This is a genomic window from Nocardioides sp. OK12 (assembly GCF_024341885.1).
In the GTDB taxonomy this organism is placed as follows: Bacteria; Actinomycetota; Actinomycetes; order Propionibacteriales; family Nocardioidaceae; genus Nocardioides; species Nocardioides marinisabuli.
In genome coordinates this window covers 537,503-558,483 of the sequence record NZ_BNET01000003.1, presented here as the reverse complement: position 1 = coordinate 558,483, position 20,981 = coordinate 537,503, and the positions used below count along the sequence as shown (strand labels likewise).

General features: G+C 74.1%; 19 protein-coding genes. 3 read left to right on the top strand and 16 right to left on the bottom strand.

Translation table 11 applies throughout. From position 1 onward, the window contains the following. The first annotated feature begins 10 nt into the window (after positions 1-10). Entirely contained in the window at positions 11-895 is an 885-nt protein-coding gene (locus tag OCU29_RS10125) for a hypothetical protein (protein ID WP_261819809.1), read from the top strand. 44 nt (positions 896-939) lie between these two features. Here OCU29_RS10125 and OCU29_RS10120 read toward each other — a convergent pair whose 3' ends face one another. The 7 genes from OCU29_RS10120 to OCU29_RS10090 all read right to left on the bottom strand — a co-directional run bounded on the left by OCU29_RS10120 (position 940) and on the right by OCU29_RS10090 (position 12,261). Continuing rightward, positions 940-4,509, bottom strand: a complete 3,570-nt coding sequence (locus tag OCU29_RS10120; protein ID WP_261819808.1) for a (Fe-S)-binding protein — start codon at positions 4,507-4,509, stop codon at positions 940-942. A gap of 165 nt (positions 4,510-4,674) precedes the next feature. Then, a complete protein-coding gene (locus tag OCU29_RS10115; protein WP_261819807.1) occupies positions 4,675-7,215 on the bottom strand; it encodes a hypothetical protein in 2,541 nt (846 codons plus the stop codon). A gap of 126 nt (positions 7,216-7,341) precedes the next feature. After that, the gene (locus OCU29_RS10110) at positions 7,342-8,310 is read right to left on the bottom strand and encodes a DMT family transporter (protein WP_261819806.1); all 969 of its coding nucleotides are present in this window, start codon (positions 8,308-8,310) and stop codon (positions 7,342-7,344) included. Then, positions 8,307-9,116, bottom strand: coding sequence for an IclR family transcriptional regulator (locus tag OCU29_RS10105; RefSeq protein WP_261819805.1), 810 nt, complete (start codon positions 9,114-9,116; stop codon positions 8,307-8,309). The genes OCU29_RS10110 and OCU29_RS10105 overlap by 4 nt, the downstream gene beginning before the upstream one ends. Positions 9,117-9,145: 29 nt before the next feature. Next, positions 9,146-9,568: a hypothetical protein gene (locus tag OCU29_RS10100; RefSeq protein WP_261819804.1), complete on the bottom strand. Its 423-nt coding sequence runs from the start codon at positions 9,566-9,568 to the stop codon at positions 9,146-9,148. Between the two features lie 46 nt (positions 9,569-9,614). Beyond that, on the bottom strand, positions 9,615-10,808 hold the full coding sequence (locus tag OCU29_RS10095; RefSeq protein ID WP_261819803.1) for an MFS transporter: 1,194 nt from the start codon (positions 10,806-10,808) through the stop codon (positions 9,615-9,617). A 139-nt stretch (positions 10,809-10,947) separates the two neighbouring features. Then, the gene (locus tag OCU29_RS10090) at positions 10,948-12,261 is read right to left on the bottom strand and encodes a choice-of-anchor P family protein (RefSeq protein WP_261819802.1); all 1,314 of its coding nucleotides are present in this window, start codon (positions 12,259-12,261) and stop codon (positions 10,948-10,950) included. 167 nt (positions 12,262-12,428) lie between these two features. On the opposite strand from OCU29_RS10090, the gene OCU29_RS10085 reads away from it, so the two are divergent. Beyond that, a complete protein-coding gene (locus OCU29_RS10085) occupies positions 12,429-13,283 on the top strand; it encodes a patatin-like phospholipase family protein (RefSeq protein WP_179614599.1) in 855 nt (284 codons plus the stop codon). A 10-nt stretch (positions 13,284-13,293) separates the two neighbouring features. Here the strand turns inward: OCU29_RS10085 and dtd are convergent, their stop codons facing one another. Continuing rightward, positions 13,294-13,725, bottom strand: coding sequence for a D-aminoacyl-tRNA deacylase (dtd, locus tag OCU29_RS10080; RefSeq protein ID WP_261819801.1), 432 nt, complete (start codon positions 13,723-13,725; stop codon positions 13,294-13,296). Between the two features lie 67 nt (positions 13,726-13,792). On the opposite strand from dtd, the gene OCU29_RS10075 reads away from it, so the two are divergent. Beyond that, complete coding sequence (locus OCU29_RS10075) at positions 13,793-14,188, top strand: MmcQ/YjbR family DNA-binding protein (protein WP_261819800.1); 396 nt, start codon at positions 13,793-13,795, stop codon at positions 14,186-14,188. Positions 14,189-14,217: 29 nt separating this feature from the next. Here OCU29_RS10075 and OCU29_RS10070 read toward each other — a convergent pair whose 3' ends face one another. The 8 genes from OCU29_RS10070 to OCU29_RS10035 form a co-directional block, all read right to left on the bottom strand. Further along, positions 14,218-15,084 carry a CoA ester lyase gene (locus OCU29_RS10070; RefSeq protein WP_179614597.1) on the bottom strand — a complete coding sequence of 289 codons (867 nt, stop codon included), beginning with the start codon at positions 15,082-15,084 and terminating at the stop codon, positions 14,218-14,220. A gap of 1 nt (position 15,085) precedes the next feature. After that, the gene (locus OCU29_RS10065) at positions 15,086-16,180 is read right to left on the bottom strand and encodes a CoA ester lyase (RefSeq protein WP_261819799.1); all 1,095 of its coding nucleotides are present in this window, start codon (positions 16,178-16,180) and stop codon (positions 15,086-15,088) included. Between the two features lie 145 nt (positions 16,181-16,325). Next, positions 16,326-16,949: a DUF1992 domain-containing protein gene (locus OCU29_RS10060; protein ID WP_261819798.1), complete on the bottom strand. Its 624-nt coding sequence runs from the start codon at positions 16,947-16,949 to the stop codon at positions 16,326-16,328. 53 nt (positions 16,950-17,002) lie between these two features. Further along, entirely contained in the window at positions 17,003-17,356 is a 354-nt protein-coding gene (locus OCU29_RS10055; RefSeq protein ID WP_261819797.1) for a hypothetical protein, read from the bottom strand. A gap of 62 nt (positions 17,357-17,418) precedes the next feature. Beyond that, positions 17,419-17,730 (bottom strand): hypothetical protein, encoded by a 312-nt coding sequence (locus tag OCU29_RS10050; protein WP_261819796.1) that lies wholly within the window; start codon positions 17,728-17,730, stop codon positions 17,419-17,421. Next, a complete protein-coding gene (locus OCU29_RS10045) occupies positions 17,727-18,086 on the bottom strand; it encodes a hypothetical protein (RefSeq protein ID WP_261819795.1) in 360 nt (119 codons plus the stop codon). The genes OCU29_RS10050 and OCU29_RS10045 overlap by 4 nt, the downstream gene beginning before the upstream one ends. Positions 18,087-18,146: 60 nt before the next feature. Then, entirely contained in the window at positions 18,147-19,604 is a 1,458-nt protein-coding gene (locus OCU29_RS10040; RefSeq protein ID WP_261819794.1) for an MFS transporter, read from the bottom strand. Continuing rightward, a complete protein-coding gene (locus OCU29_RS10035) occupies positions 19,601-20,968 on the bottom strand; it encodes a M20/M25/M40 family metallo-hydrolase (protein ID WP_261819793.1) in 1,368 nt (455 codons plus the stop codon). Before OCU29_RS10035 ends, OCU29_RS10040 begins: the two co-directional genes overlap by 4 nt. Positions 20,969-20,981 lie beyond the last annotated feature (13 nt).

Genomic DNA, 20,981 nt, shown 5'->3' with positions numbered 1-20,981 from the left:
GGTCCCGTCCATGGACGAGACCTCCCGGCTGCTGCGCGACCGCGACCTCACCGAGGTGCACCGCGGCGTGTACGTCGAGCACACCGGCCCGCTGACCTGGTCGCAGCGCGCCTGGGCCGCGGTGCTGTGGGCCGCGCCGGCGGCGCTGTCGCACGAGAGCGCGCTGCGGGCAGCGGAGGGGCCGGGGCGTCCCGGGCGCGACACCGACCAGCTGCACGTCACCGTCGAGCGCGGGCGGCGCCTCGAGCCACCGCCCGGCGTCGTCGTGCACCGGGTCCGTGGCTTCGCGACCCGGGTGCGGTGGAACGCCGGGCCACCGCGGATGCGCTACGAGGAGGCCGCCCTCGACGTCGCCCTGGCGGCCGACAGCGAGCTCGACGCGGTCGCGGCCCTGGCCGACGCCTGCGGCTCGCGGCGCACGACGGCGCAGCGGATGGTCACCGCCCTCGACGCGCGGCCCTGGGTCCGGCGCCGGGCCTGGACCCTCCAGGTGCTGCTCGACGTCGCCGAGGGCACCTGCTCGGTGCTGGAGCACGAGTACCTCACCCGCGTCGAGCGCGCCCACGCCCTGCCGGTCGGCTCGCGCCAGGTGCTCGCCCGCCACGAGGGGCGCAGCACGTGGCAGGACGTCGTGTACGCCGACCAGGGCGTGGTGGTCGAGCTCGACGGCCGGCTGCACCACTCCTCGGTGCGCCAGCGCGACCGTGACCTCGACCGGGACCTGGCCCACGCGGTGGGCGCCACCGGCGGTGAGACGCTGCGCATCGGCTGGGGACAGGCGGTCGACCGCCCCTGCGCGACGGCCCGGGCGGTGGCGGCGGTCCTCACCCGGCGGGGGTGGACCGGCCGGCTGGGGTCCTGCGGAAAGTGTGGAGCCCCGGACCAACCAGGTTGATCCGGGGCTCCACACTCTGCCTCGGCGCGCGGGCCGAGCCTTGCTCAGAGGTCGAAGAGCGATCCCGACTCGTCGATCTCGACGTCGGTGCGCGGCGTGTGCGCGGCGCCGCTCGAGGTCGGCTTCGGGGCCGGCTCCTCGGCCGGCTCCTCAGTCGGCTCCTCGGTCGGCTCCTCGGCCGGGGTCTCCTCCACCACGGCCTCGGCCTCGGGCTGGGCCGGCTCGGGGGTCTCCTCCGCCGTGCCGGCGGCCTGGGTGGCCGCCGCGCTCAGCGCCGCGCCGTCAGGAGCGTCGGACGACACCGCTGCCTCCGGCTCGGGCTCCGGCACGGGCTCGGACGCCTCCGGCTCCGACGGCGCGGGCGCCGCCGCCTCCGGCTGGGCGGGGCGCTCGACGGTCGTGGCCTCCGGGGCCTCGATGTCGAAGAGCGAACCCATGGCGTCGAGGTCCACGTCGGTCTTCGGTGAGGTCGCCGACCCGGACGAGGGCGCCGGGGCGCCCGCCGGGGCCGGTGCGGCCTCGGCCTTCGCCTCGGGCTCAGGCGCCGGGGTGGCTTCGACCTGGGGCTCGGGCTCGGCCTTCGTCTCGGGCTCGGCCTTCGTCTCGGCCTCCGGCTCGGCCGCGGGGGCCTTCGCGGTGGCGGTCGGCTCGGGGGCTGCGATGTCGAAGAGCGAGCCACCACCGGACAGGTCGGGCGCCGGGGCTTCGGTCTTCGATGCCGCTGCCTCGGGTGCCTCGGTCGGCTCGGCCTTGGCCGCGGGGGCCGCGGGCTCGTCGCCGGCGATGTCGAAGAGCGACCCGCCGGAGCCCAGGTCGGCCTTCGGCGCCTCGGGCTCGGCTGCCTCCGCCTTCGGTGCCTCGGCCTTCGGTGCCTCCGACTTCGGTGCCTCGGCCTTCGGTGCCTCGGGCTGGTCGCCGCCGAGGTCGAAGAGCGACCCGCCGGAGCCGATCTCGTCGGCCTCGGGCTTCGCCTCGGGCTTCGCCGCGGTCTTCGCCTCGGGCTCGTCGCCACCGAGGTCGAAGAGCGACCCGCCGGCGGACGCCGGCTTCGCGGCCTTCGCCTCGTCGGCGACCGGCTTGTCCTCGGTTGCGGTCTCGGGGGTGTCGAAGAGCGACCCGCCCGAGGTGGCGCCGGCCGGCTTGTCGTCGGCGGCTGCGGCGTCGGGGGAGTCGAAGAGGCTGGAGCCGCCGCTGGCCTTGGCGAGCGGACCGGCGTCCTGGGTCTCGACGACGGTGTCCTCGGTGATGGTCGCGTCGCCGGCCTCGGGCTCCGCCTTGGTGGCGGTGTCGTCGGCGGGGGCGGCGGGCGCCGCCTTGGCGGCCGGGGCCGCCGCAGCCGAGCCGGGCGCGGCCTTGGTGGCCATCTCGCCCTTGACCGAGGCGAGCAGCATCTGCGCGACGTCGAGGACCTCGACCTCCTCGCGGGCCTCGCCCTTCGACTGCTTCATGGTCAGGCCGTCGGAGAGCATCACGCGGCAGAAGGGGCAGCCGACGGCGATCTGGTCGGCGCCGGTCTCCACGGCCTCGTTGGTGCGGTTGATGTTGATCCGCTCGCCGGTGTTCTCCTCCATCCACATGCGCGCGCCGCCGGCGCCGCAGCAGAAGGACCGCTCGGAGTTGCGCTCCATCTCCACGACCTCGGCGCCGGGCAGGATCTGCAGCAGCTCGCGGGGCGGGGTGTAGACGCCGTTGTGGCGGCCGATGTAGCAGGGGTCGTGGTAGGTGATCGAGCGCTTGTGGGCGCCCGCGCCCTCCTTGACCGGGGTCAGCTTGCCCTCGCGCACGAGGCGGTTCAGCAGCTGGGTGTGGTGGACCACCTCCAGCTCGATGCCGAACTCCTTGTACTCGTTCTTGAGGGTGTTGAAGCAGTGGGCGCAGGTGGAGACGACCTTCTTGACCTTGTACTCGGTCAGGGTCTCGACGTTCTGCGCGGCCAGGCCCTGGAAGACGAACTCGTTGCCGGCGCGGCGCGCCGGGTCACCCGTGCAGGTCTCGCCGTTGCCGAGCACGCCGAAGGAGACCCCGGCCATGTCGAGCAGCTCGGCCACCGCGCGGGTGGTCTTCTTGGCGCGGTCCTCGTAGGCGCCGGCGCAGCCGACCCAGAAGAGCCAGTCGACCTCGTCGAGGGACTCGATGTCCTCACCGACGACCTTGACGTCGAAGTCGAGGCCCTTGGCCCAGTCCATGCGCGCCGTGGACGACATGTTCCACGGGTTGCCCTTGTTCTCCAGGCCCTTGAAGAGGCCGTTGAGCTCGGCGGGGAAGTTCGACTCGACCAGCACCTGGTAGCGGCGCATGTCGACGATGTGGTCGACGTGCTCGATGTCGACGGGGCACTGCTGCACACAGGCGCCGCACGAGGTGCAGTTCCACAGCACCTCGGGGTCGATCACCGCGGCGCCGTTGCTCGGGTTGTAGAACCACTCGCCGTCCTCGAGGCCGTCCATGCGCCCACCGGTCTCGCCGACCAGGGGACGCTCGACCTCGGTGGCCAGGGCGGTGTCGCCCTCGAGCATCGCGGCCCGCTCGTCCTCGCCGGCGCGCAGGTAGGGCGCCTTGGCGTACGTCGCGTCGCGCAGCGCGGTGATCAGCAGCTTGGGCGAGAGCGGCTTGTCGGTGTTCCAGGCCGGGCACTGGCTCTGGCAGCGGCCGCACTCGGTGCAGGTGGTGAAGTCGAGCAGGCCCTTCCAGGAGAAGTCCTCGACGGCGCCGACGCCCAGCTTGGCGTCCTCGTCGAGGTCCTCGATGTCGTCGAGGCTGACCCGCTCGCCGTTGTTGGTCAGCGGCTTGACCGCACCCAGCGCGGTGGTGGCGCCGTCGGTGTCGCGACCGGTCGACTCGCGCTTGAAGAAGATGTTGAACCAGGCGGTGAAGCGGTGCCAGGCCACGCCCATGGTCAGGTTGGAGGAGATGACCATCAGCCAGATCATCGCCAGGACGACCTTGATCATCGCGATCACGACGATGGTCGTCTCCAGGGCGCCCTCGTTGCCGGCCACCCCGGCCGGGAAGAGCGCCTCGCCGACGATGCTCGAGATCGGGAAGTGGAAGGCCGTGAAGTCCTCGGGGTGGGCCGAGTCGATCTGGCCGAGGTTGTACTCCGCGCCGCGGATGAAGAGGATCGCGGCGCTCTCGACGAGCACGAACGCCTCGACGAAGTAGGCCTGCCACTGGTTGGAGCCGAAGAACCGGCTGCGGCGGCCCTTGTCGCGCGGGTGGTTGAGCTGGCGGACCACGATCAGGAAGATGATGCCGATCGTGCCGAGGAGGCCCAGGCCCTCGCTGACCCACTCGAAGAGGAAGAAGTGGCCGATGATCGGCAGCGCGAAGTCGGGGTTGAAGAGCTGGACGTAGCCGGTGGCCACCGCCGCGGAGAGCACGATGAAGGCGGCGTACACGAACCAGTGCATCACCCCGATCCAGTGCCACTGCAGCATCCGGGTGTGCAGGAGCGACTCCTTGAGCAGCGTCACCGAGCGTCGTACCGGGTTGTCGGTGCGGCTGATGGGGGTGCCGAGCCGGACGGTGGCCACGATGGCGCGCACCGCCCGCACGGTCATCGCCACGGCGACCGCCGTGAACGCCAGGGACACCACGATGGCGAAGGTCTGCATGCGGACGTGCTCCTCGGGTTCTGTTGGCGCGCGGCTACCTGCGCGCCTGCGTGAGCCTAGGCCCCAGCGTCGGTGCCGTCAGGCTCCAGTCGGGGTGAGATGGAGCCTACCGGGCGGTAACTTCAACGCCAGCGGGTGTCTGCGCAGCGGGCCGCCGCCCGGGGGTCACGAGCGGCGCACGCCGCGCAGGGTGCCGCGCTTGGAGAAGGTCGCGGTCATCTCGACCTCCGAGCCACCGCTCCGGGCGCAGAAGCCGAAGGTGCGGCCCAGTCGCGTGTAGGGCTGGCCGACCTTGCGCATCACCTGCGTCGTGGTCATCCCGCGCTCCAGGCGGCGCTGCACGGTGGCCACCGGCAGCTGCCGCTCGGGGTTGCGGCAGGAGTCGGGGGCGATGCCGTAGGCCCGCTCCCACATCTGCAGATAGCCCTCCGCGCCGCGGGTCATGTCGTCGAGCACCGCGCGGCCGTCACCCTGCTGGGAGTCCGCGACCCGGCCGAGGTCCTCGATCCAGTCGGGGTAGAGGCCGTACTGCGCGACCCCGTCGGCGTTGATGTCATAGACCCGCTCGCCGGCGCGCTGCTGGCGCACGGTGACGCCGCCGAGGCCCTTGAAGGGGTAGGTGACCGGGTTGGGCACGTCGACGCCGCGCGGGTCGCCCTGGGCGCCGAGGCCGTTGATGTCGGCGCCGTAGCCCATGGCGAAGTAGTAGCGATCGTCGGCCCAGCCCACGTGGCGGCGCCACTTCTCGACGAAGCCGGTGGAGTCGCCGGCGTACGGCGTGATGAAGCCGCCGAGCTCGTAGATGCGCGGGTAGGCGTCGGGCGTCGACCAGGAGTGGCTGGAGAGCAGGCCCTGGTAGCCCAGCTCCTCGATCTGGTCGAGGGCCTGGTTGCGCGCCTTGACGCTCATGTGGTCGGGGTCGAAGACGATCTTGCGCTCGGCGAGGCTGTTGATGGTGTGCTCGCCCAGGGTGGTCAGGCCGCGCGCGTTGCAGTGGTTGGTGCGCGGGTAGAGCGGCAGGGCGGGCAGGTTGAGGGTGCCGAAGAGCTGGCCGATCGCCCCGAAGAGCGCGTCCTGCTGGTCGGCGGAGATCTCGGGAGCCGCGAGGGTCTGGTTGCGGTCGTGGTTCTCGGTGTCGGCCGGGGCGCAGGTGCGCATGTCCCAGAACGTGCCGGTCTCGAGGAAGTTGGCGGCGTTGACCGCGACACCGGTCTCGCCGGCGTCGCCCGCGATGCCCGACAACGCGTTGTCGAACTTGTTGACCAGCTCCATCTGGCGCACGCCCAGGTCGTGCATCTCGTCCATCTGCTCGTCGATGGTCTCGGCGTCGCACTGGGCCAGGTCGCCCAGCGGCAGCTTCTTGAAGGTGCAGCCGAAGGGCACCGAGGTCTCGATGCCCAAGATCACGGCCATCTTGCCCTCGTTGATCACCTCGCGGGCCTCGAAGGGGCTGGTCACGATCCGGTAGAACCCCTTGCCGGGGCCGCCGAACTGGGCGTCGACGTAGTCCTGGAACTCGAAGGTGCGCTGGATCTGCAGGCGCACCGAGTCCATGTCGTCGCAGGAGTTCCGCTTCAGCGGGTAGAGCTGGCACAGCTGGTTGTTCTCCACCAGCAGGTTGGTGAACAGGCGCTGGCCGCCGCGCCAGGCGCGCTCCATCCAGCGGTAGTAGGTGCCCTCGTGGGTCAGGGAGTTCGGCGCGGGCCAGTCGACGAAGGTGGGCCAGCCGACCGGGTCGTGGCCGACCTCGCCCGACAGGGCGGTCTCGAGCAGGGCGCCGTAGCCGCCGGTGATGGTGTGGTCCTCGCAGTCGGTCAGGGCGACCTCGGCCCCGAACCGGTCCCAGGGCTTGCCGCAGTGCACCTCGCCGCCGAGGAACTCGTAGGCCATGTGGTGGGTGTGCGCGTCGACGTAGCCGCGGACCTCCTGGAAGGGCGTGACGCCGGTGTGCGGGCGGCCCTTGACGTCGACCTGGGCCTCGGGCCAGCGGGCGCAGCCCCGGGCGGTCGTGAGCCGGAACGCGGTGGCCCCGTCGAGCTCGAGCCGCTCGCCGTCGTTGGTGAACGTGAACCGCTTGCCCTTCTTGGTCGCGGTCCACACCGTGCTGTCGCTGGGCTGGGTGGCGGTGCCGCCCCCGCTGCTGCGCAGGGTCTCGTCGGGCAGCAGCAGCAGGTAGTCGCCCAGGTCGGTGGCCTGGAAGTAGGTCGGCTCCCCGCCGGGGACCAGCGTGTAGCAGCCGCGGGCCATCGCGTAGCGGGTGCGCGGGTGGGTGGTGCGCTTCGGGTAGGCCTTGGTGGAGCCGAGCCGGGGGTCGCGCCGGGCCCGCTCCTGCGCGACGTACGCCGCCGCGGCGGCGCGCTCGGCCGCGGTCGTGGGGTCGCGGGTCTCCGCGCCGAGCTCGCCGGCCCGCGAGACCGCGTTCTTGGTGGCGGGGTCGACGTCGAGGCGCACCTCGTGCCCGTGGGCGTCGGTGAACGGCAGCGTCCCCTGCCCGCTGGCCGCGTCGTGGGCGGCCTGCAGCCCGCCGCGGGCCTGCGCGCCCCGCGCGGCGTCCGTCGCGGGGGTGCTGCTGCCCACCAGGCCGGGGAGCACGAGCGCGGCACCGACCACCAGGGCGGCGCCACCGGCGGTCCAGGCGAGCCGCCGGGTGGTGCCGGGCTCGCGGGAGCCCCGGGTGGGGCGGGTGTCGGACGGGGTGCGGCGCATGGTGACCTCCGGGGGGAACGAGACACGAAAGTGACACATGTTCACTGACCTGTCGAGACGCTCGTCACAGTGTGGGCACCCCGCGACGCTCGCGCCGGGGTTCGCGGGAACTCGCCGGGCGTGGGATCAGTGCGGGTCGGCGTGCGGCGGCACGCCCGGCAGCGCCGCGGTCGGGCCGGCGCTCGCGGCCACCGCGTCCCCGTCGTCGCGAGCCAGGCCGGCGACGGCGCCCAGGATCAGCACCGTGCCCACGACGCCGCCGGGGCCGAGCCGCTCGCCCAGCACGACCGCGGCCAGCAGCGCCGCCGACAGCGGCTCCACCAGCGTGACCAGCGCGGCGGTCGAGCCGCTGGTGGTGCGCAGCCCCGCGTAGAAGGCGGCGTACGCCCCGGCCATCGTGAAGAGGCCGAGGTAGGCGAGCAGGGCCAGCGCGGCGGGGTCACCGGTGAGCTGCGGGCCACCACCGAGCAGGGCGACGGGCACCAGCGCCACCGCCCCGACGCCGGTCGTCGCGGTGGTCAGCACCAGCGGCGGGGTGTCGCGGGCCAGGGCGCCACCCCAGCCGGTGGCCAGGGCGTAGAGCACCCCGGCGGCCACCGCGACCAGGAGGCCGGCCAGGGGCCGTGGCCCCACGCCACCCCCACCGTGACCCGTCGAGGTCGAGACCAGGGCGAGGCCGGCCAGCGCGGCGGTCACCACGAGCAGCCGCGTCGGGCTCGGCGCCCGGCGGGCCGTCACCGCCTCGCTCACGCCCAGGAGCACCGGGGCCAGGCCCAGGCTCACCACCGTCGCGACCGTGACCCCGGCCCAGGTGACGGCCAGGAAGTAGAGGAGCTGGTAGCCCGCGGTGGCCAGACCCACGGCCAGCACCCGGCGCGGCCGCGCCCGCAGCAGCGCCAGCAACCGCCCGCCGGTGCGCTGGGCGAGCACCACCGCCAGCAGGGCGGCCAGGGCGAGCGCGAGCCGCCAGGCGCTGATGGTCGGCACCGACAGCGGCACCTGCTCGCGGACCAGCTGCACGACCAGGCCGCCGGTGCCCCACAGGAACGCGGCCAGGGCGATCTGCGAGACGCCCCACCGCGCCGACGTGCTCACCGGGCCCGCCCGCCGCCCAGGCGGCGGGTGAGCTGGTCGGCGGTGCGGCGCACCTCCGCGGCCAGGGCCTCGACGCCGGCCGGCCGCTCGACCTCCTCGACGGGGTAGGTCACCGCCACCCCCGCGACGGGGTGGTCGTTGTGGTCGCGCACCGCGGCCGCGACGCTGGCCATCCCCGTGCTCACCTCGCCGTCCTCGGTCGCGTGCCCACGCGCCCGGGTCTGGACGAGCAGCTCGCGCAGGGCCGCCGGCGTCCGCGGCCCGAGACCGGTGCGCTCGACCATCCCCTCGGGGCCCGGGTAGGTGGCGCGCACCTGGGCCGCGGAGAGCCCCGCCAGCAGCGCGCGGCCGCTGGCGGTCAGGTGGGCGGGCAGCCGCACGCCCACGTCGGTGACCAGCGGGGCGCGGCCCGGGGCGCGCTCCTCGAGGACGTAGAGCACGTCACGCCCGTGCAGCACCGCCAGGTGGGCGTTGTGTCCGGTGCGGTCGACGAGGGCGGCCAGCGCCCGTCGTGCGATCCGCTGCAGCGGCACCTGGCGGGCGTAGCCGCTGCCGACCTCGAAGGCCGCGACCCCCAGGCCGTAGAGGTGCTCCTCGGGCAGGTGGGTCACGAAGCCCTCCTCGACCATCACGCCGAGCAGGTGGTACGCCGTGGAGCGGGGCAGGTCGCAGGCGCGGGCGATCCGGTCGACCGGCACCGGGTCGGGCTGGCCGGCCAGGAAGCGCAGCACCCGCAGGGTCCGGGTGGCCGCAGGCACCTGCGAGCCCTGGGGCGCGGGCTGCCGCGGGGACGGGTCGGAGGCCATGCGCGCAGCCTCCCAGACAGCAAGCCGGTTCAGGCGCGGTGGCGTCCCTCGGGTCCGTCGTCGGTGCCCTGCGTGTCCTGGGTGCTCTGCGTGTCGTCGGTGCCCGTGCCGGTGCTCGTCTCGGGGGCCAGCTCGTCCGCGGCGCGCAGCTGGTCCTCCTGCTGCGCCTCGTCGTGGGCGAGCACCTGCTCGGCGAGGTGCACCTCGCGGTCGGCCTCGTCGGCCCGGGCGTGCGCCTCGTCGGCGCGGACCTGGGCCTCCTCGACCCGGTTGCGCGAGGCGGCGATCGGCTCGTCGTGGGCGGCCGCGGCGGTGCGCAGCTGACCGGCCTGCTCGACACGGGCGGCGCGCAGGCGGGCGTTGCGCCTCGTCAGCGCGACGACGGCGAGACCCACGAGGACCGCGACGACCAGGACGGCGATGACGAGGAGGACGAGGCTGGTGGTGGACATGGAGATCTCCTACCCCGCTGGCCAGCGGTCGAACCCCGCTCACCCCTCAGGACAGGTCGTGCTCCTCGCGCACCGGCACCAGCCCCACGGCCAGGAGCGGGAAGAGCCCCGCCAGCGCGAACGCCACGGCGTACCCGGCCCGGTCGACGAGCAGGCCGGCCAGCGGGGGGACGGCCGAGGCGGTGAGGTACTGCGCGGTGTTCTGGGCGCCCAGCGCCCGGCCCGACCAGTGCGGTCCGGCGCGCTCGGCGACGGCGGTGAAGGCGAGCCCGTTGTCGGCGACGGTCAGGACCGTGGCCAGCACCACGAGCGGCACCGCGACCGCGGCGTCCTGGCCGGCGGCCAGGCCCAGCAGCACCATGGTGGCGCCGGCGGCCACGGCCACCCAGCGCAGCGGGCGCAACCGGCTGGCGACCACGTCGCTGAGCTGACCGGCCGCGATCCGGCCGAGCGCGCCGGCCAGCTGGGCGCCGGCGACCAGGCTGCCCGCGGCCGCGGCCGACCAGCCCCGGTCGCTGACCAGCCAGACCAGCGCGAAGGTCCACACCAGGAACTGCGGCACCACCAGCAGCACCGAGACGCCGTGGATGCGCGCCAGGTAGGAGTCGCGGCGGTAGGGGTTGGGGGCGCGCTCGCCGGCGCTGAGGGCCGGGCGCGGCGGGTCGACCACGACCAGGGCCACCACCAGCGCGGCCGCGGCCGCGACGACGACCGGGACGGCCAGGGCGGTGGCGACGCCGTACGTGTCGGCGACGACGGCGATGCTGACCGCGGCGAGCGCGACCCCGGTGGGCTGGGCCATCTGGCGCACCCCCATCGCCAGGCCGCGCCGGTGCGGCGGGAACCAGCCGACGACGACGCGCCCGCTGGCCGAGCCCGTGCTGGCCGCGGCCGCGCCGGCGACCAGCAGCGCGATGAAGAGAGCGACCGGACCCCGCGCCGCCATCGCGACCAGCCCGACGACCGCGGTCAGGGCGAGCCCGCTGACCAGCACGAAGCGCTCGCCGCGGCGGTCGGTGAGCAGGCCCCACGCCACCAGCGTCAGCATCACCCCGATCGTCGGGGCGGCGGCGACCAGCCCGGCCTGCGGCAGGCTCAGCCCCTCGTCGCGCAGCACCGGGATCAGGAAGGCCGGGCCGTGGATGGTCACCGCGGCCGCGCCCTGCGCCAGCGTCGAGGCGCCGAGCATCGCCCACCGGCGGCGGGAGGAGGGCTCGGTCGCGGGCGGGCGGGTGGTCACCGCCCCATCTGACGCCCTCGGGGGCCGGGGGAGCCACCTCGTCCCACGGATCCGGGGTGTGAGAAACCAGACGGCCCGGGGCGAGGACCCGCGTGCTGCGGGTCGTCGCCCCGGGCCGGTGCCGGGTGGTGCGGGTGGCTCAGCGGTCGGCGATGGTCACCTTCGAGGTGGCCAGGTCGACCACCGCGCCGGTCCCGTCGAGCAGCGTGATCCGCAGCCCGATGATCCGGATGCCGTTCTTGATCTTCTTCTTCAGGCCGGTCTTGATACTGAGGACGCCGGGGATGCCGATCTCTTCGAGCTCCTCGAGGCTCTGCGGCTCTCCGTCCCCGTTTGTGATGGACCCGAACGTGGCCGAGGCGCTGCGCTTGAGCCGGCCGTTCTTGAGGCGGGTCACCTTGGCCTTCGACTCGATCGCGTCGAGGACCAGGGCGCCGTCGCCGAGGTCGAGCTTCGCGATGCGCGCCACCTCGGTGCCGACCGCCTTCTTCTTGGTCTGCTTGCCCTTCTGGCGGGCGCTGGCGGCCTGCACGACGATCTGGTCGCCGAGGTTGACGTCGGCGGCGTCGGCCGCCTGCCACTCGTTGTCGGTGCCCAGGCACGGCATCGTCTGCCGCACGACGCGACCGACCTGGACCAGCTCGCCGAGGACGTTGGCCTTCACCGGGATCGCGCTGCCGCCGAAGATGCCGGTCTTGAAGCCCTTCTCGAGCTTCGACATGCTGCGCGCGACCTTCACGGTGGTGCCGGTCGGGATCACCTCGATCACCACGCCCACGGCGTAGGCGCGCGAGCGGTTCTTGTCCGGCTCGGGCTTCTCGATCATCCGGCCCAGGCTGATGTTGGCCAGCAGAGGCACCGAGACCGTCTGGCCGGGCGAGGGGATGTCGATCTGGACGGGGTCGCCGCCCGCCGGGGTCAGGGTGATGCCCGCGATCTTGGTGACCGCGGAGGAGGCCCAGCCCTCCTCGGTGTCGAAGGAGGCCTTGGTCGTTGAGACGATGCCCGAGATCGACAGGCTGCCCAGCGGGGTCTCGGCGAGGACGATCTCGGCGACCTTGTGCTTGGACTTCTGGAAGGTCGTGGTGCCCTTCTTCTTGCTGACCACGCGGGAGAAGACGCCGCGCACGGTCCCCAGGCCCGGGACCTCGGTCTCCTCGACGAAGTTGCGGTTCTTCTTGCCGGCGATCGTGGTGCAGGCCATCGAGCTCAGCGCCACCCGGCTGGAGTCGACGGGCAGGTCGCCGCCCTCCACCACGGTGCCGTAGCCGTTGCCCTTGAAGACGAAGGGGGTGCGGGTGCGCTTCTCGGCGACGGCCGGGGCCGCGGAGGCGGCTGCGCCGTCGCGGGGGGTCGGTTCGGCGGCGGTGGCGGGGGCGAGCGAGAGGCCGAGGGCCAGGGCGGCCGTCGTGGCCAGGGTGGCCACGAAGGGCAGGGGCTTGGTGGGGGACATGAGACTCCTTCGACGCCTTCTCCTGGTCCCGAGACAGGATCTGCGTGGTCGGTGGGGGAAGCGGTGTACAGCTGGTACGGACCAGTCTGGCCGATCGTGGAGGCCGGTGTGGGGTTTTGCACCACCCGATCGGTCAAGACTGGTAAAGGCACGCCACACTGGCGGCCATGAAGGCACTCGTGCTCGGCGGCGGCGGCATCACCGGTATCGCGTGGGAGACCGGCCTGCTCGCCGGGTTGGCCGACGCGGGGGTCGACCTGACCGGCGCCGACCGGGTCGTGGGCACCTCGGCCGGCTCGATCGTCGGCTCCCAGGTCACCAGCGACACCCCGCTCGACGAGCTCTACCGGCGCCAGCTCCTGGAGCCGGGCCACCCCGAGGGCCCCACCGAGGCGGCGCTGGCCGCGATCGGGCCGCGGGTGCTGGCGACGTACGCCGTCGCGGTGCTGCGCTCGCGCCGCGACCCCGAGGTCTTCGGGCGGCTGCTCGGCTCCCGCGCCGTGCGGGCCGCAGCGCGGGGCCGCACCCCGAGCATCGCCGAGCGCTACGACCAGGTGCGCCAGCGGCTGACCACCACCACCTGGCCCGAGCGCGACCTCGTGGTGACCGCCGTCGACGCGGCCACCGGCGAGCTGGCCGCCTTCCGCGGCGGCGGCGACGTGGGCCTCGAGGACGCCGTCAACGCCTCCTGCGCGGTGCCCTGCGTCTACCCGCCGATCCCGATCGGGGGCCGCACCTACGTCGACGGCGGGATGCGCTCGGGCGCCAACGCCGACCTGGCCGCGGGCTGCGACCCGGTCGTGGTGCTCTCGCCGCTCGACCGCTCGGTCGGCCCGCTGCGCAGCGCCCGCCAGCAGCTCGCCGAGCTCGGCGTGCCGCACCTGGTGATCACCCCGGACGACGGCTCCCGTGCCGCGATCGGCTCCAACGTGCTCGACCCGGCCGCCCGGCCCGGCTCCGCGCGCGCCGGCCACGCCCAGGCCGCGGCGCACGTCGCCCGGGTGCGCGAGCTCTGGGGCTGAGCGGCCGCGCTCAGCGGGGGCTGTCGAGCAGCATCGTGATCGGGCCGTCGTTGACGCTCTCGACCTGCATGTCGGCGCCGAAGCGGCCGCGCTCCACGTGGGCGCCGAGGCGCTCGAGCTCGCCGCACAGCGCGTCGTACAACGGCTCGCTGACGGGGCCCGGGGCGGCGGCCGACCAGGAGGGGCGGCGGCCCTTGCGGGTGTCGCCGTAGAGGGTGAACTGGCTGACCACCAGCACCGGGGCGTCGTCGTCGGAGGCCGAGCGCTCCTCGCGCAGCACCCGCAGCTCCCAGATCTTCCGGGCGGTCCAGGCCACGTCGGCCGGGCCGTCGTCGTGGGTGACGCCGAGGTAGACCAGCAGCCCGGGCCGGTCGGTGCGGCCGACCACCTCGCCGTCGACGGTGACGCTGGCACGCAGGGTTCGCTGGATGACGGCTCGCACGCACCCATCGTGGCCCAGGACCGGCTGCGGCCTGGACGCCGCCCCGCGGGTCGAGCAGTCTGGGGCGGTGCCGCACCCGCAGATGTTCGACGACGACGACCCGGTCCTGGCGCGGGTCCGCACGATCGCGCTCGCGCTGCCCGACGCCGCCGAGAAGGTCAGCCACGGCCGCCCGGCCTTCTTCACCACGAAGGTGTTCGCCTACTACGGCGGCTCGGTGAAGGTGGCCGGCAGCTACGTGCAGCACGAGCAGGCCGTGATGGTGCTGACCGACCCCGACGACCGCCAGGCGCTGGTCGACGACCCGCGGGTCTTCGTGCCGGCCTACCTCGGTCCGTCGGGCTGGCTGGGCGTCGACCTCGACCTCGAGGGCTCGGACTGGGACGAGGTCGCCGAGCTGCTCGACGCCTCCTACCGGCGCACCGCCGGGGCGCGCCGGGTGGCGCGCCTCGACGGCCGCTGAGCGCGGACCCAGCCCCGCTCAGCCCGGGCTCAGGACTCGAGCGCCTGCACGGCCTCGTGGATCGAGAGGGTGCGCCGGGCGGACTCGACGTGCAGGTTCTCGACCATCTTGTTCTTGTAGGTCACCACGCCGGAGCCCTGTCCGTCCTCCCAGGCCTGGATCAGGCCGCGGGCGTCCTCGACCGCCTCCGGCGAGGGCGCGAACTGCTCGTTGGCGGGCGCGACCTGGCCGGGGTGGATCAGCGTCTTGCCGTCGAAGCCCATCTGGCGGCCCTGGGCGCACTCGGCGAGGAAGCCCTCGGCGTCCTTGACGTCGTTGTAGACGCCGTCGAGGATCTGCACGCCCGCGGCCCGAGCGGCCAGCAGGCTCAGCGACAGCGAGGTCAGCAGCGGGGCGCGGCCCGGCACGTGCTCGGCGTACAGCTCCTTGACCAGGTCGTTGGTGCCCATCACGAGCACCGCGAGCCGGTCGGAGGCGGCCGCGATCTCGCGGACGTTGAAGATCGCCTCGGGGGTCTCGACCATCGCCCACAGGCGGGTGTGGTCGGGGGCGCCGGCCTTCTCGAGGGCGGCGACCAGGGTGCGGACCTCCTCGGCGCTGTTGACCTTGGGCACCACGACGCCGGCGGGGCCGGCCTGGGCGGCGGCGACGATGTCGTCGTCGTGCCACTCGGTGCCGATGCCGTTGACGCGGATCGTCACGGTGCGCCGGCCGTACTCGCCGGAGGAGGCGGCCGCGGCGGCCTGGTCGCGGGCGGCGGGCTTGGCGTCGGGGGCGACGGCGTCCTCGAGGTCGAGGATCAGGCCGTCGCAGGCGATCGACTTGGCCTTCTCGAGCGCCCGCTCGTTGGAGCTGGGCATGTAGAGGACGCTGCGCAGGGGGGTCACGTCGGTCATCTCAGGCGTCCTCTCCGGGCAGGGTGATCGCGTCGTACTGCTTCTTCAGCTCGGGGTCGATCGCGGCCAGCTCCTCGGCCAGCTCGACCATCACCAGGCACTGCTTGAGGGAGGCGTCGTCCTCCATCTTGCCGTCGAGCATCACCGCGCCGGTGCCGTCGCCCATCGCGGCGACCACGCGCCGGGCGTGGGTGACGTCCTCGACGCTGGGGCTGAAGACGCGGTTGGCGATCGCGATCTGCTTGGGGTGCAGGCTCCAGGTGCCGACGCAGCCGAGCAGGAAGGCGTTGCGGAACTGGTCCTCGCAGGCCACCACGTCGGCGATGTCGCCGAAGGGGCCGTAGTAGGGGTAGATGCCGTGCATCGCGCAGGCGTCGACCATCCGGGCGATCGTGTAGTGCCACAGGTCCTGCTGGTACGTCGTGCGGGCGCCGTTGATCGCCTCCTCGCCGGAGCCGTCGGGGTCCTGGCGGACCAGGTAGCCGGGGTGGCCGCCGCCGACCCGGGTGGTCTTCATCCGGCGGTCGGCGGCCAGGTCGGCGGGGCCCAGGGAGAGGCCCTGCATGCGGGGGCTGGCGCCGCAGATCTCCTCGACGTTGGCCACGCCGCGCGCGGTCTCGAGGATCGCGTGCACCAGGATCGGCTTCTCCAGGCCGGCCTTGGCCTCGAGCTGGGCCAGCAGGCGGTCGACGTAGTGGATGTCCTCGGCGCCCTGCACCTTCGGGACCATGATCACGTCGAGCTTGTGCCCGATCGCCGGCACCAGCGTGGTCAGGTCGTCGAGCACCCAGGGGCTGTCGAGGGCGTTGATCCGGGTCCAGAGCTGGGTCGGCCCGAAGTCCGTCTCCTGGGCGATCTTCACCAGGCCCTCGCGGGCGGCCTCCTTGTTGTCGGCCTTGACGGCGTCCTCGAGGTTGCCGAGCAGCACGTCGACGCTGCCGACCATCTGCGGGATCTTCGCCGCCATCTTGGCGTTGCTGGGGTCGAAGAAGTGGATCGCCCGGCTCGGGCGGGCCGGGATCTCCGTCGGCGGGGTCGGCGCCCCCACGGCGAGGGGGCGGAAGAAGTCCTTGGCGCTGCGGCTCGAGCTGGGCATGCGCGCGAAAGTAGCAGCGAAGCATTACCCGTGGGTATGACGGATCTGACAGCGGTGGGGTGTGGAGGGGCCCGGCGGGAGTTTCATCGGGTACCCGATGGACCTCGCGCTACCTGCACGAAGGTTCAGTCCGGTGGCGCCAGTTTCATCGGGTACCCGATGAACCTTCGGCGGGGCCGGGGCGGGGGCGGCGCCACCAGGGGCGGCGGGGCGGGCGGGTGGCGGCGGCCAGCGCCTGGGCCTGCACCTGGGCGCGGACGGCGGCCGCGCGCGCCGTACGCCGCTCGGCCCAGGCGGCGAGGGTGGCCTCGACGTCGCGGGGCATGGTGATGAGCGGGGGCGTGCCGTCGGCGGGGGTGTAGCGGGCGCGGATGACGCGGGCGTTGAAGTCCTCGACCTCGCGCCGGGCCTCGCGCTCGACGGTGAGGGCGTCGAGGCGGGCGTCGAGCTCGGCGTCGTCCTTGCGCAGCTGCAGGCTCGGGGGCAGCACGCCGGTGATCTGCTCGCGCTCGACCAGGCGCTTGACCCACCAGTCGGGGTCGTGCTCGGAGCCGAGGTCCTCGATGGGGCGCCCGCTGCCGGGCAGGTCGTCGAACTCGCCCTTGGCCATCGCCACCCGGACCTGCTGGTCGACCCAGGCGGTCTGGTTGCCGATCCGGGCGGCGGCGATGCTCTCGCCGCTGCGCTTGCGCCGCTCGACCTCGTCGGCGGCCTGGGACTCGTCGGTGGGCCGCGCGGCGTCGGCGCGGCGGTGCGGCTCCTCGGACATGTCGCCACCTCCCTGGTCCCGATCCTAGGCGGTGGGCCCGAGCCGACCAGGGCTCAGAAGGCGTTGAAGCGCCACTGCACCAGCACCAGCGCGAGCAGCCCCAGCGTGCCGGCGCAGGCGGGTCCGACCAGCAGCCAGGCGAAGGCGGCGTCACGCACCCGTGCGCCGACCAGCACCACCACGGCGGAGACGAGAAAGGGGACCAGCAGCATGACCGCCACCGCGACGGCGAGCGGGTCGACGGAGAAGACGACGGCCAGGGCGACGCACCCGGCGACGGCCAGCGCGTCGAGCACGAGCGTGGCGCGCGCGGTCCGCCGCAGCGCCGGGACGCGTCGTACGGCGCGGTCGGGGCGGGGCTCGCCAGTGGTGGCGGAGCGGCTCTCGAGCGCGGGGTCGGTGGTCATGGGCACATCCTGGTCCCCGGCCGCGGCCGGCGTGGTCGTTGTGGGATTTCAGTGGGAGACGGTCAGTAGGCGAGGTGGCGGCTGGCCGCGAGCCCGACCAGGCCGACCACGCCGAGCGCGGTCCAGGCCAGCGCCCGGGCGCGGCCGGGGCTGTGCCGCCGGGCGCGGTGGGCGGCGCCCAGCAGCGCCAGCGACGTCAGCGCCGGGGCGGCGAGGATGACGACGTAGACGAAGCCCACCCCCGCCCACGGGTCGGGGTCGACCCAGGCCTGGGCCCCCAGCGCGACCGCTGCCGCCAGGGCGAGGGCGCAGGTCACCAGCGCGAGCAGCGCCGGCACGGCGTAGGCCGCGCCCGGGGAGCGCGGCGCCGTCACATCGGCCACAGCACGGCGAGGGCGCCGAACGCCAGCCACGTCATGCCGGCGGCGGCGACGCAGGCCAGCGCCAGCGAGACCCTCGGGGCGCGCGGGCGCAGCCGGCGCGCCGCCCAGATCAGCGCCAGCGCCAGGAGCACCGGCGCGGCCAGGAGGACGGCGACGAGGTAGTAGAAGTCGGCGTACTCGCTCGGGTCGGTGGCGCCGGCCACGCACAGGGCCACCACGCCGACCAGGGCGAGGGCGCTGAGGCCCAGCACGACCCGGGTGGCGACCCGGTACGCCGTGCGGGCGCGGGGCGAGCGGCCCGGCGGGGCGCCGTACGACGTCGGGGCGGGGGTGGTGGGGGAGCTCATGGGCACAGCCTTCCCCGCCGGCCCCCGCTCAGTCGTGAGCCCGGGTACTCGGATCGGTGCTCAGCCGACGGGCACGGCGTCGAGCGGCGTGTCGGGCACGGTCTCGACGGGTCGCGGCATCATCAGCAGCACCAGGGCGGCCGCGACGGCCGAGACCGAGCAGATCGCCCACACGGTCAGGTAGCCCGACAGCGGCGCCTGGCCCGCGCCCGGTTCGCCGAGGGAGCCGGTGGAGGCCAGCGCGATCGCGAAGACCGAGCTGGCGAAGGCGCCGCCGACCGTCTTGGTCGCGTTGGTCATGCCGGTCGCGAAGCCGGTGCGGTCGGGCGGGGCGGCGGCCGCCGCGGTGGCCGGCAGCGCCGCCACCAGGGCGCCGGAGCCGATGCCCGCGATCGCCATGTTGACCAGGGTCTGGGTCGTGGAGTCGTGGAAGGGCAGGAACAGCCCGTAGCCCAGCGCCACCAGCAGGGCGCCCGCCACCAGCGCCCCGCGGGGGCCGAGCAGACGGGCGGTCAGCGGCAGGGTGAGGGCGCCGACGGCCAGGAAGACGACGTAGACGCCCACGAGCGTGGAGACGAACGCGGCGTCGGCGCCGAGGCCGTAGCCGGCGACGTCGGGGTCGGTGCGCGCGAAGGTCGAGAGCGGGATCTGGGCGCCGAGCACCGAGATGCCGAAGAGGAACGCGGTCAGCTGCACCGGCCACTGGCCGCGCGTCGCCAGCAGCCGGACGTCGATCATCGGGTCGGCGCGGGCGGCCTCGACACGGTGGAACGGCACCAGCACGGCCAGCCCGGCCGCGATCAGCAGCCACGGCAGCACGCTGCCCGGGCCCTGGAGCCGGACCGCGATCAGCCCACCCATCACCAGCAGCAGCGCAGCGGTGACCAGGCCCAGGCCCGGCCAGTCGAACCCGCCGGTGGCCTCGCCGGGGGCGTCGTCGATGCCGACCCAGATGATGACCAGGCACGCGGTGACCACGACGGCCGGCAGCGCGAGCAGCACGGTCATCGAGGTGCTCTCGACCAGCGCCCCCGAGGTCAGCGCGCCGATGATGACGGCCAGCTCGAGAGCACCGACGAGGACCGCGGCCGAGCGGCGGGTCAGCACCCCCTGGCGACCGGAGCCGGCGGTGCGCCGGTAGATGATCGCGACCTCGAGCGGCAGCCACACGACGTAGAAGCCCTGCAGCGCCCAGGCGACCAGGAAGGTCTCGAAGGACGGTGCGAAGGCGACGCCCCACGAGGCGACCGCGGTGACCGCGGTCGAGATCAGCAGCACCTTCTTGTGCCCGACCAGGTCGCCGAGGCGGGCCAGCGGCGGCACGCACAGCGCCGAGACCAGCAGCTGGGCGGCCTCGAACCAGTTGACGTCGGCGTCCTGGATGCCCAGGTGGTCGGCGATGTCGCTGAAGATCGGGGTGTAGTAGCCCTGGAGGACGCCGCTGGCGAGCTCGACGACGACGAGGAAGCCGACGACGGTGGCCAGGCCACGGGCGCCGGGGGGCAGGGAGCGGTTCACGGGAGCCTCTCGAGGAGTCGGCGGTACCAGTCGACGCCGTCGAGGAAGGCCTCGACGCCGATGTGCTCGTCGTAGGAGTGGATCGACTCGCGCTGCTGCTTGGTCATCCGGAACGGCGCGAAGCGGTAGACCCGCTCGCAGATCGCGGTGAAGTGCCGCGCGTCGGTGGCGGCCATCATCACGTACGGCGCCGGCACGGCGTCGGGGAAGACCTCGGTGATGGTGTCCTCGAGCAGCGCGAACGCCTCGTCGACGCTGCCGTGCCCGCCCCGGCCGTCGGTGGTCGAGTACGGCGAGACGGGGCTGGCCTCGCTGCTCTCGACCACGTCGACCTCGACACCCCTGCCGACGGTGCGGCGCACGTGGGCCAGCACCTCCTCGACGGTGTCGCCGACCATCAGCCGCATGTTCACCCCGGCCTTGGCGGTGGCGGCGATGACGTTGAGGGCGGGGGAGCCCGACAGCGTGGTGACCGCGACGGTGGTGCGGGTCATCGCGGCGGTCTCGGGGCCGGCCGCGAGCAGGACCCGGGTCAGCGCCGGGCGCAGCCGCTCGGCGTTGGCCATCAGCGGCCGCAGCGGCAGCGGCGCGTGCGGCGCCAGGCGGCGGAAGAGCTCGATGGTGGGGGCCGGCAGGCTCGCGGGCAGCGGTGCCTTCTCCAGCCGGGTGACCGCGCGCGCGACGCGGGCGACCGGGCCGTTGCGCGCGGGCGTCGAGGCGTGGCCGCCGCGGCCCTCGGCGCGCAGCTCGACCGAGGTGATGCCCTTCTCGGTCACCCCGATGACCCCGATCGGCGCACCGACGCCGGGGAAGGCCTCCGAGGCGATGGCGCCGCCCTCGTCGAGCACGAACCACGGGCGTACGCCGCGCCGGCGCAGCTCGTCGACGGCCAGCGGCGCCGCGTGGCCGAAGACCTCCTCGTCGCAGCCGAAGGAGAGCCACACGTCCTGGGTCGGGGTGTGCCCGGCCTCGAGGAGCGTCTCGACGGCCTCGCAGATGCCGACCAGGCAGCCCTTGTCGTCGAGGGTGCCGCGGCCCCAGATGCTGCCGTCGGCGATCGCGCCGCTGAAGGGCGGGTGCTGCCACTCGCCCTCGACGGGCACCACGTCGAGGTGGGCCATCAGCACCACGGGCCGCGCGTCGCTCGCGCCGCGCCAGTGGAAGAGGAGTCCGTGGGTGTGCACCCGGGTCAGGTCCAGGTGCCGGTGCAGCAGCGGGAACTGCGTCTCGAGCTCGACGAGGAAGGCGTCGAAGGCGGCGGTGTCGACCAGGTCGGGGTCGCGGTGGCTCACCGTCGGGATCCGTACGAGTGCCTGCAGCTTGCCCACCGCGCGCGACTGCTCCGCGCCCTCCCTCAAGGTCACGGGCGGCAGGCTA

Bases quoted from the DNA above. Each gene is read 5' to 3' on its own strand.
- OCU29_RS10100 (WP_261819804.1), bottom strand. From the start codon at position 9,568: ATGTCCACCACCAGCCTCGTCCTCCTCGTCATCGCCGTCCTGGTCGTC.
- OCU29_RS10085 (WP_179614599.1), top strand. From the start codon at position 12,429: ATGAAGGCACTCGTGCTCGGCGGCGGCGGCATCACCGGTATCGCGTGG.
- OCU29_RS10060 (WP_261819798.1), bottom strand. From the start codon at position 16,949: ATGTCCGAGGAGCCGCACCGCCGCGCCGACGCCGCGCGGCCCACCGAC.
- OCU29_RS10045 (WP_261819795.1), bottom strand. From the start codon at position 18,086: ATGAGCTCCCCCACCACCCCCGCCCCGACGTCGTACGGCGCCCCGCCG.
- OCU29_RS10090 (WP_261819802.1), bottom strand. From the start codon at position 12,261: ATGTCCCCCACCAAGCCCCTGCCCTTCGTGGCCACCCTGGCCACGACG.
- OCU29_RS10065 (WP_261819799.1), bottom strand. From the start codon at position 16,180: ATGCCCAGCTCGAGCCGCAGCGCCAAGGACTTCTTCCGCCCCCTCGCC.
- OCU29_RS10125 (WP_261819809.1), top strand. From the start codon at position 11: ATGGACGAGACCTCCCGGCTGCTGCGCGACCGCGACCTCACCGAGGTG.
- OCU29_RS10055 (WP_261819797.1), bottom strand. From the start codon at position 17,356: ATGACCACCGACCCCGCGCTCGAGAGCCGCTCCGCCACCACTGGCGAG.
- OCU29_RS10120 (WP_261819808.1), bottom strand. From the start codon at position 4,509: ATGCAGACCTTCGCCATCGTGGTGTCCCTGGCGTTCACGGCGGTCGCC.
- OCU29_RS10105 (WP_261819805.1), bottom strand. From the start codon at position 9,116: ATGGCCTCCGACCCGTCCCCGCGGCAGCCCGCGCCCCAGGGCTCGCAG.
- OCU29_RS10115 (WP_261819807.1), bottom strand. From the start codon at position 7,215: ATGCGCCGCACCCCGTCCGACACCCGCCCCACCCGGGGCTCCCGCGAG.
- OCU29_RS10070 (WP_179614597.1), bottom strand. From the start codon at position 15,084: ATGACCGACGTGACCCCCCTGCGCAGCGTCCTCTACATGCCCAGCTCC.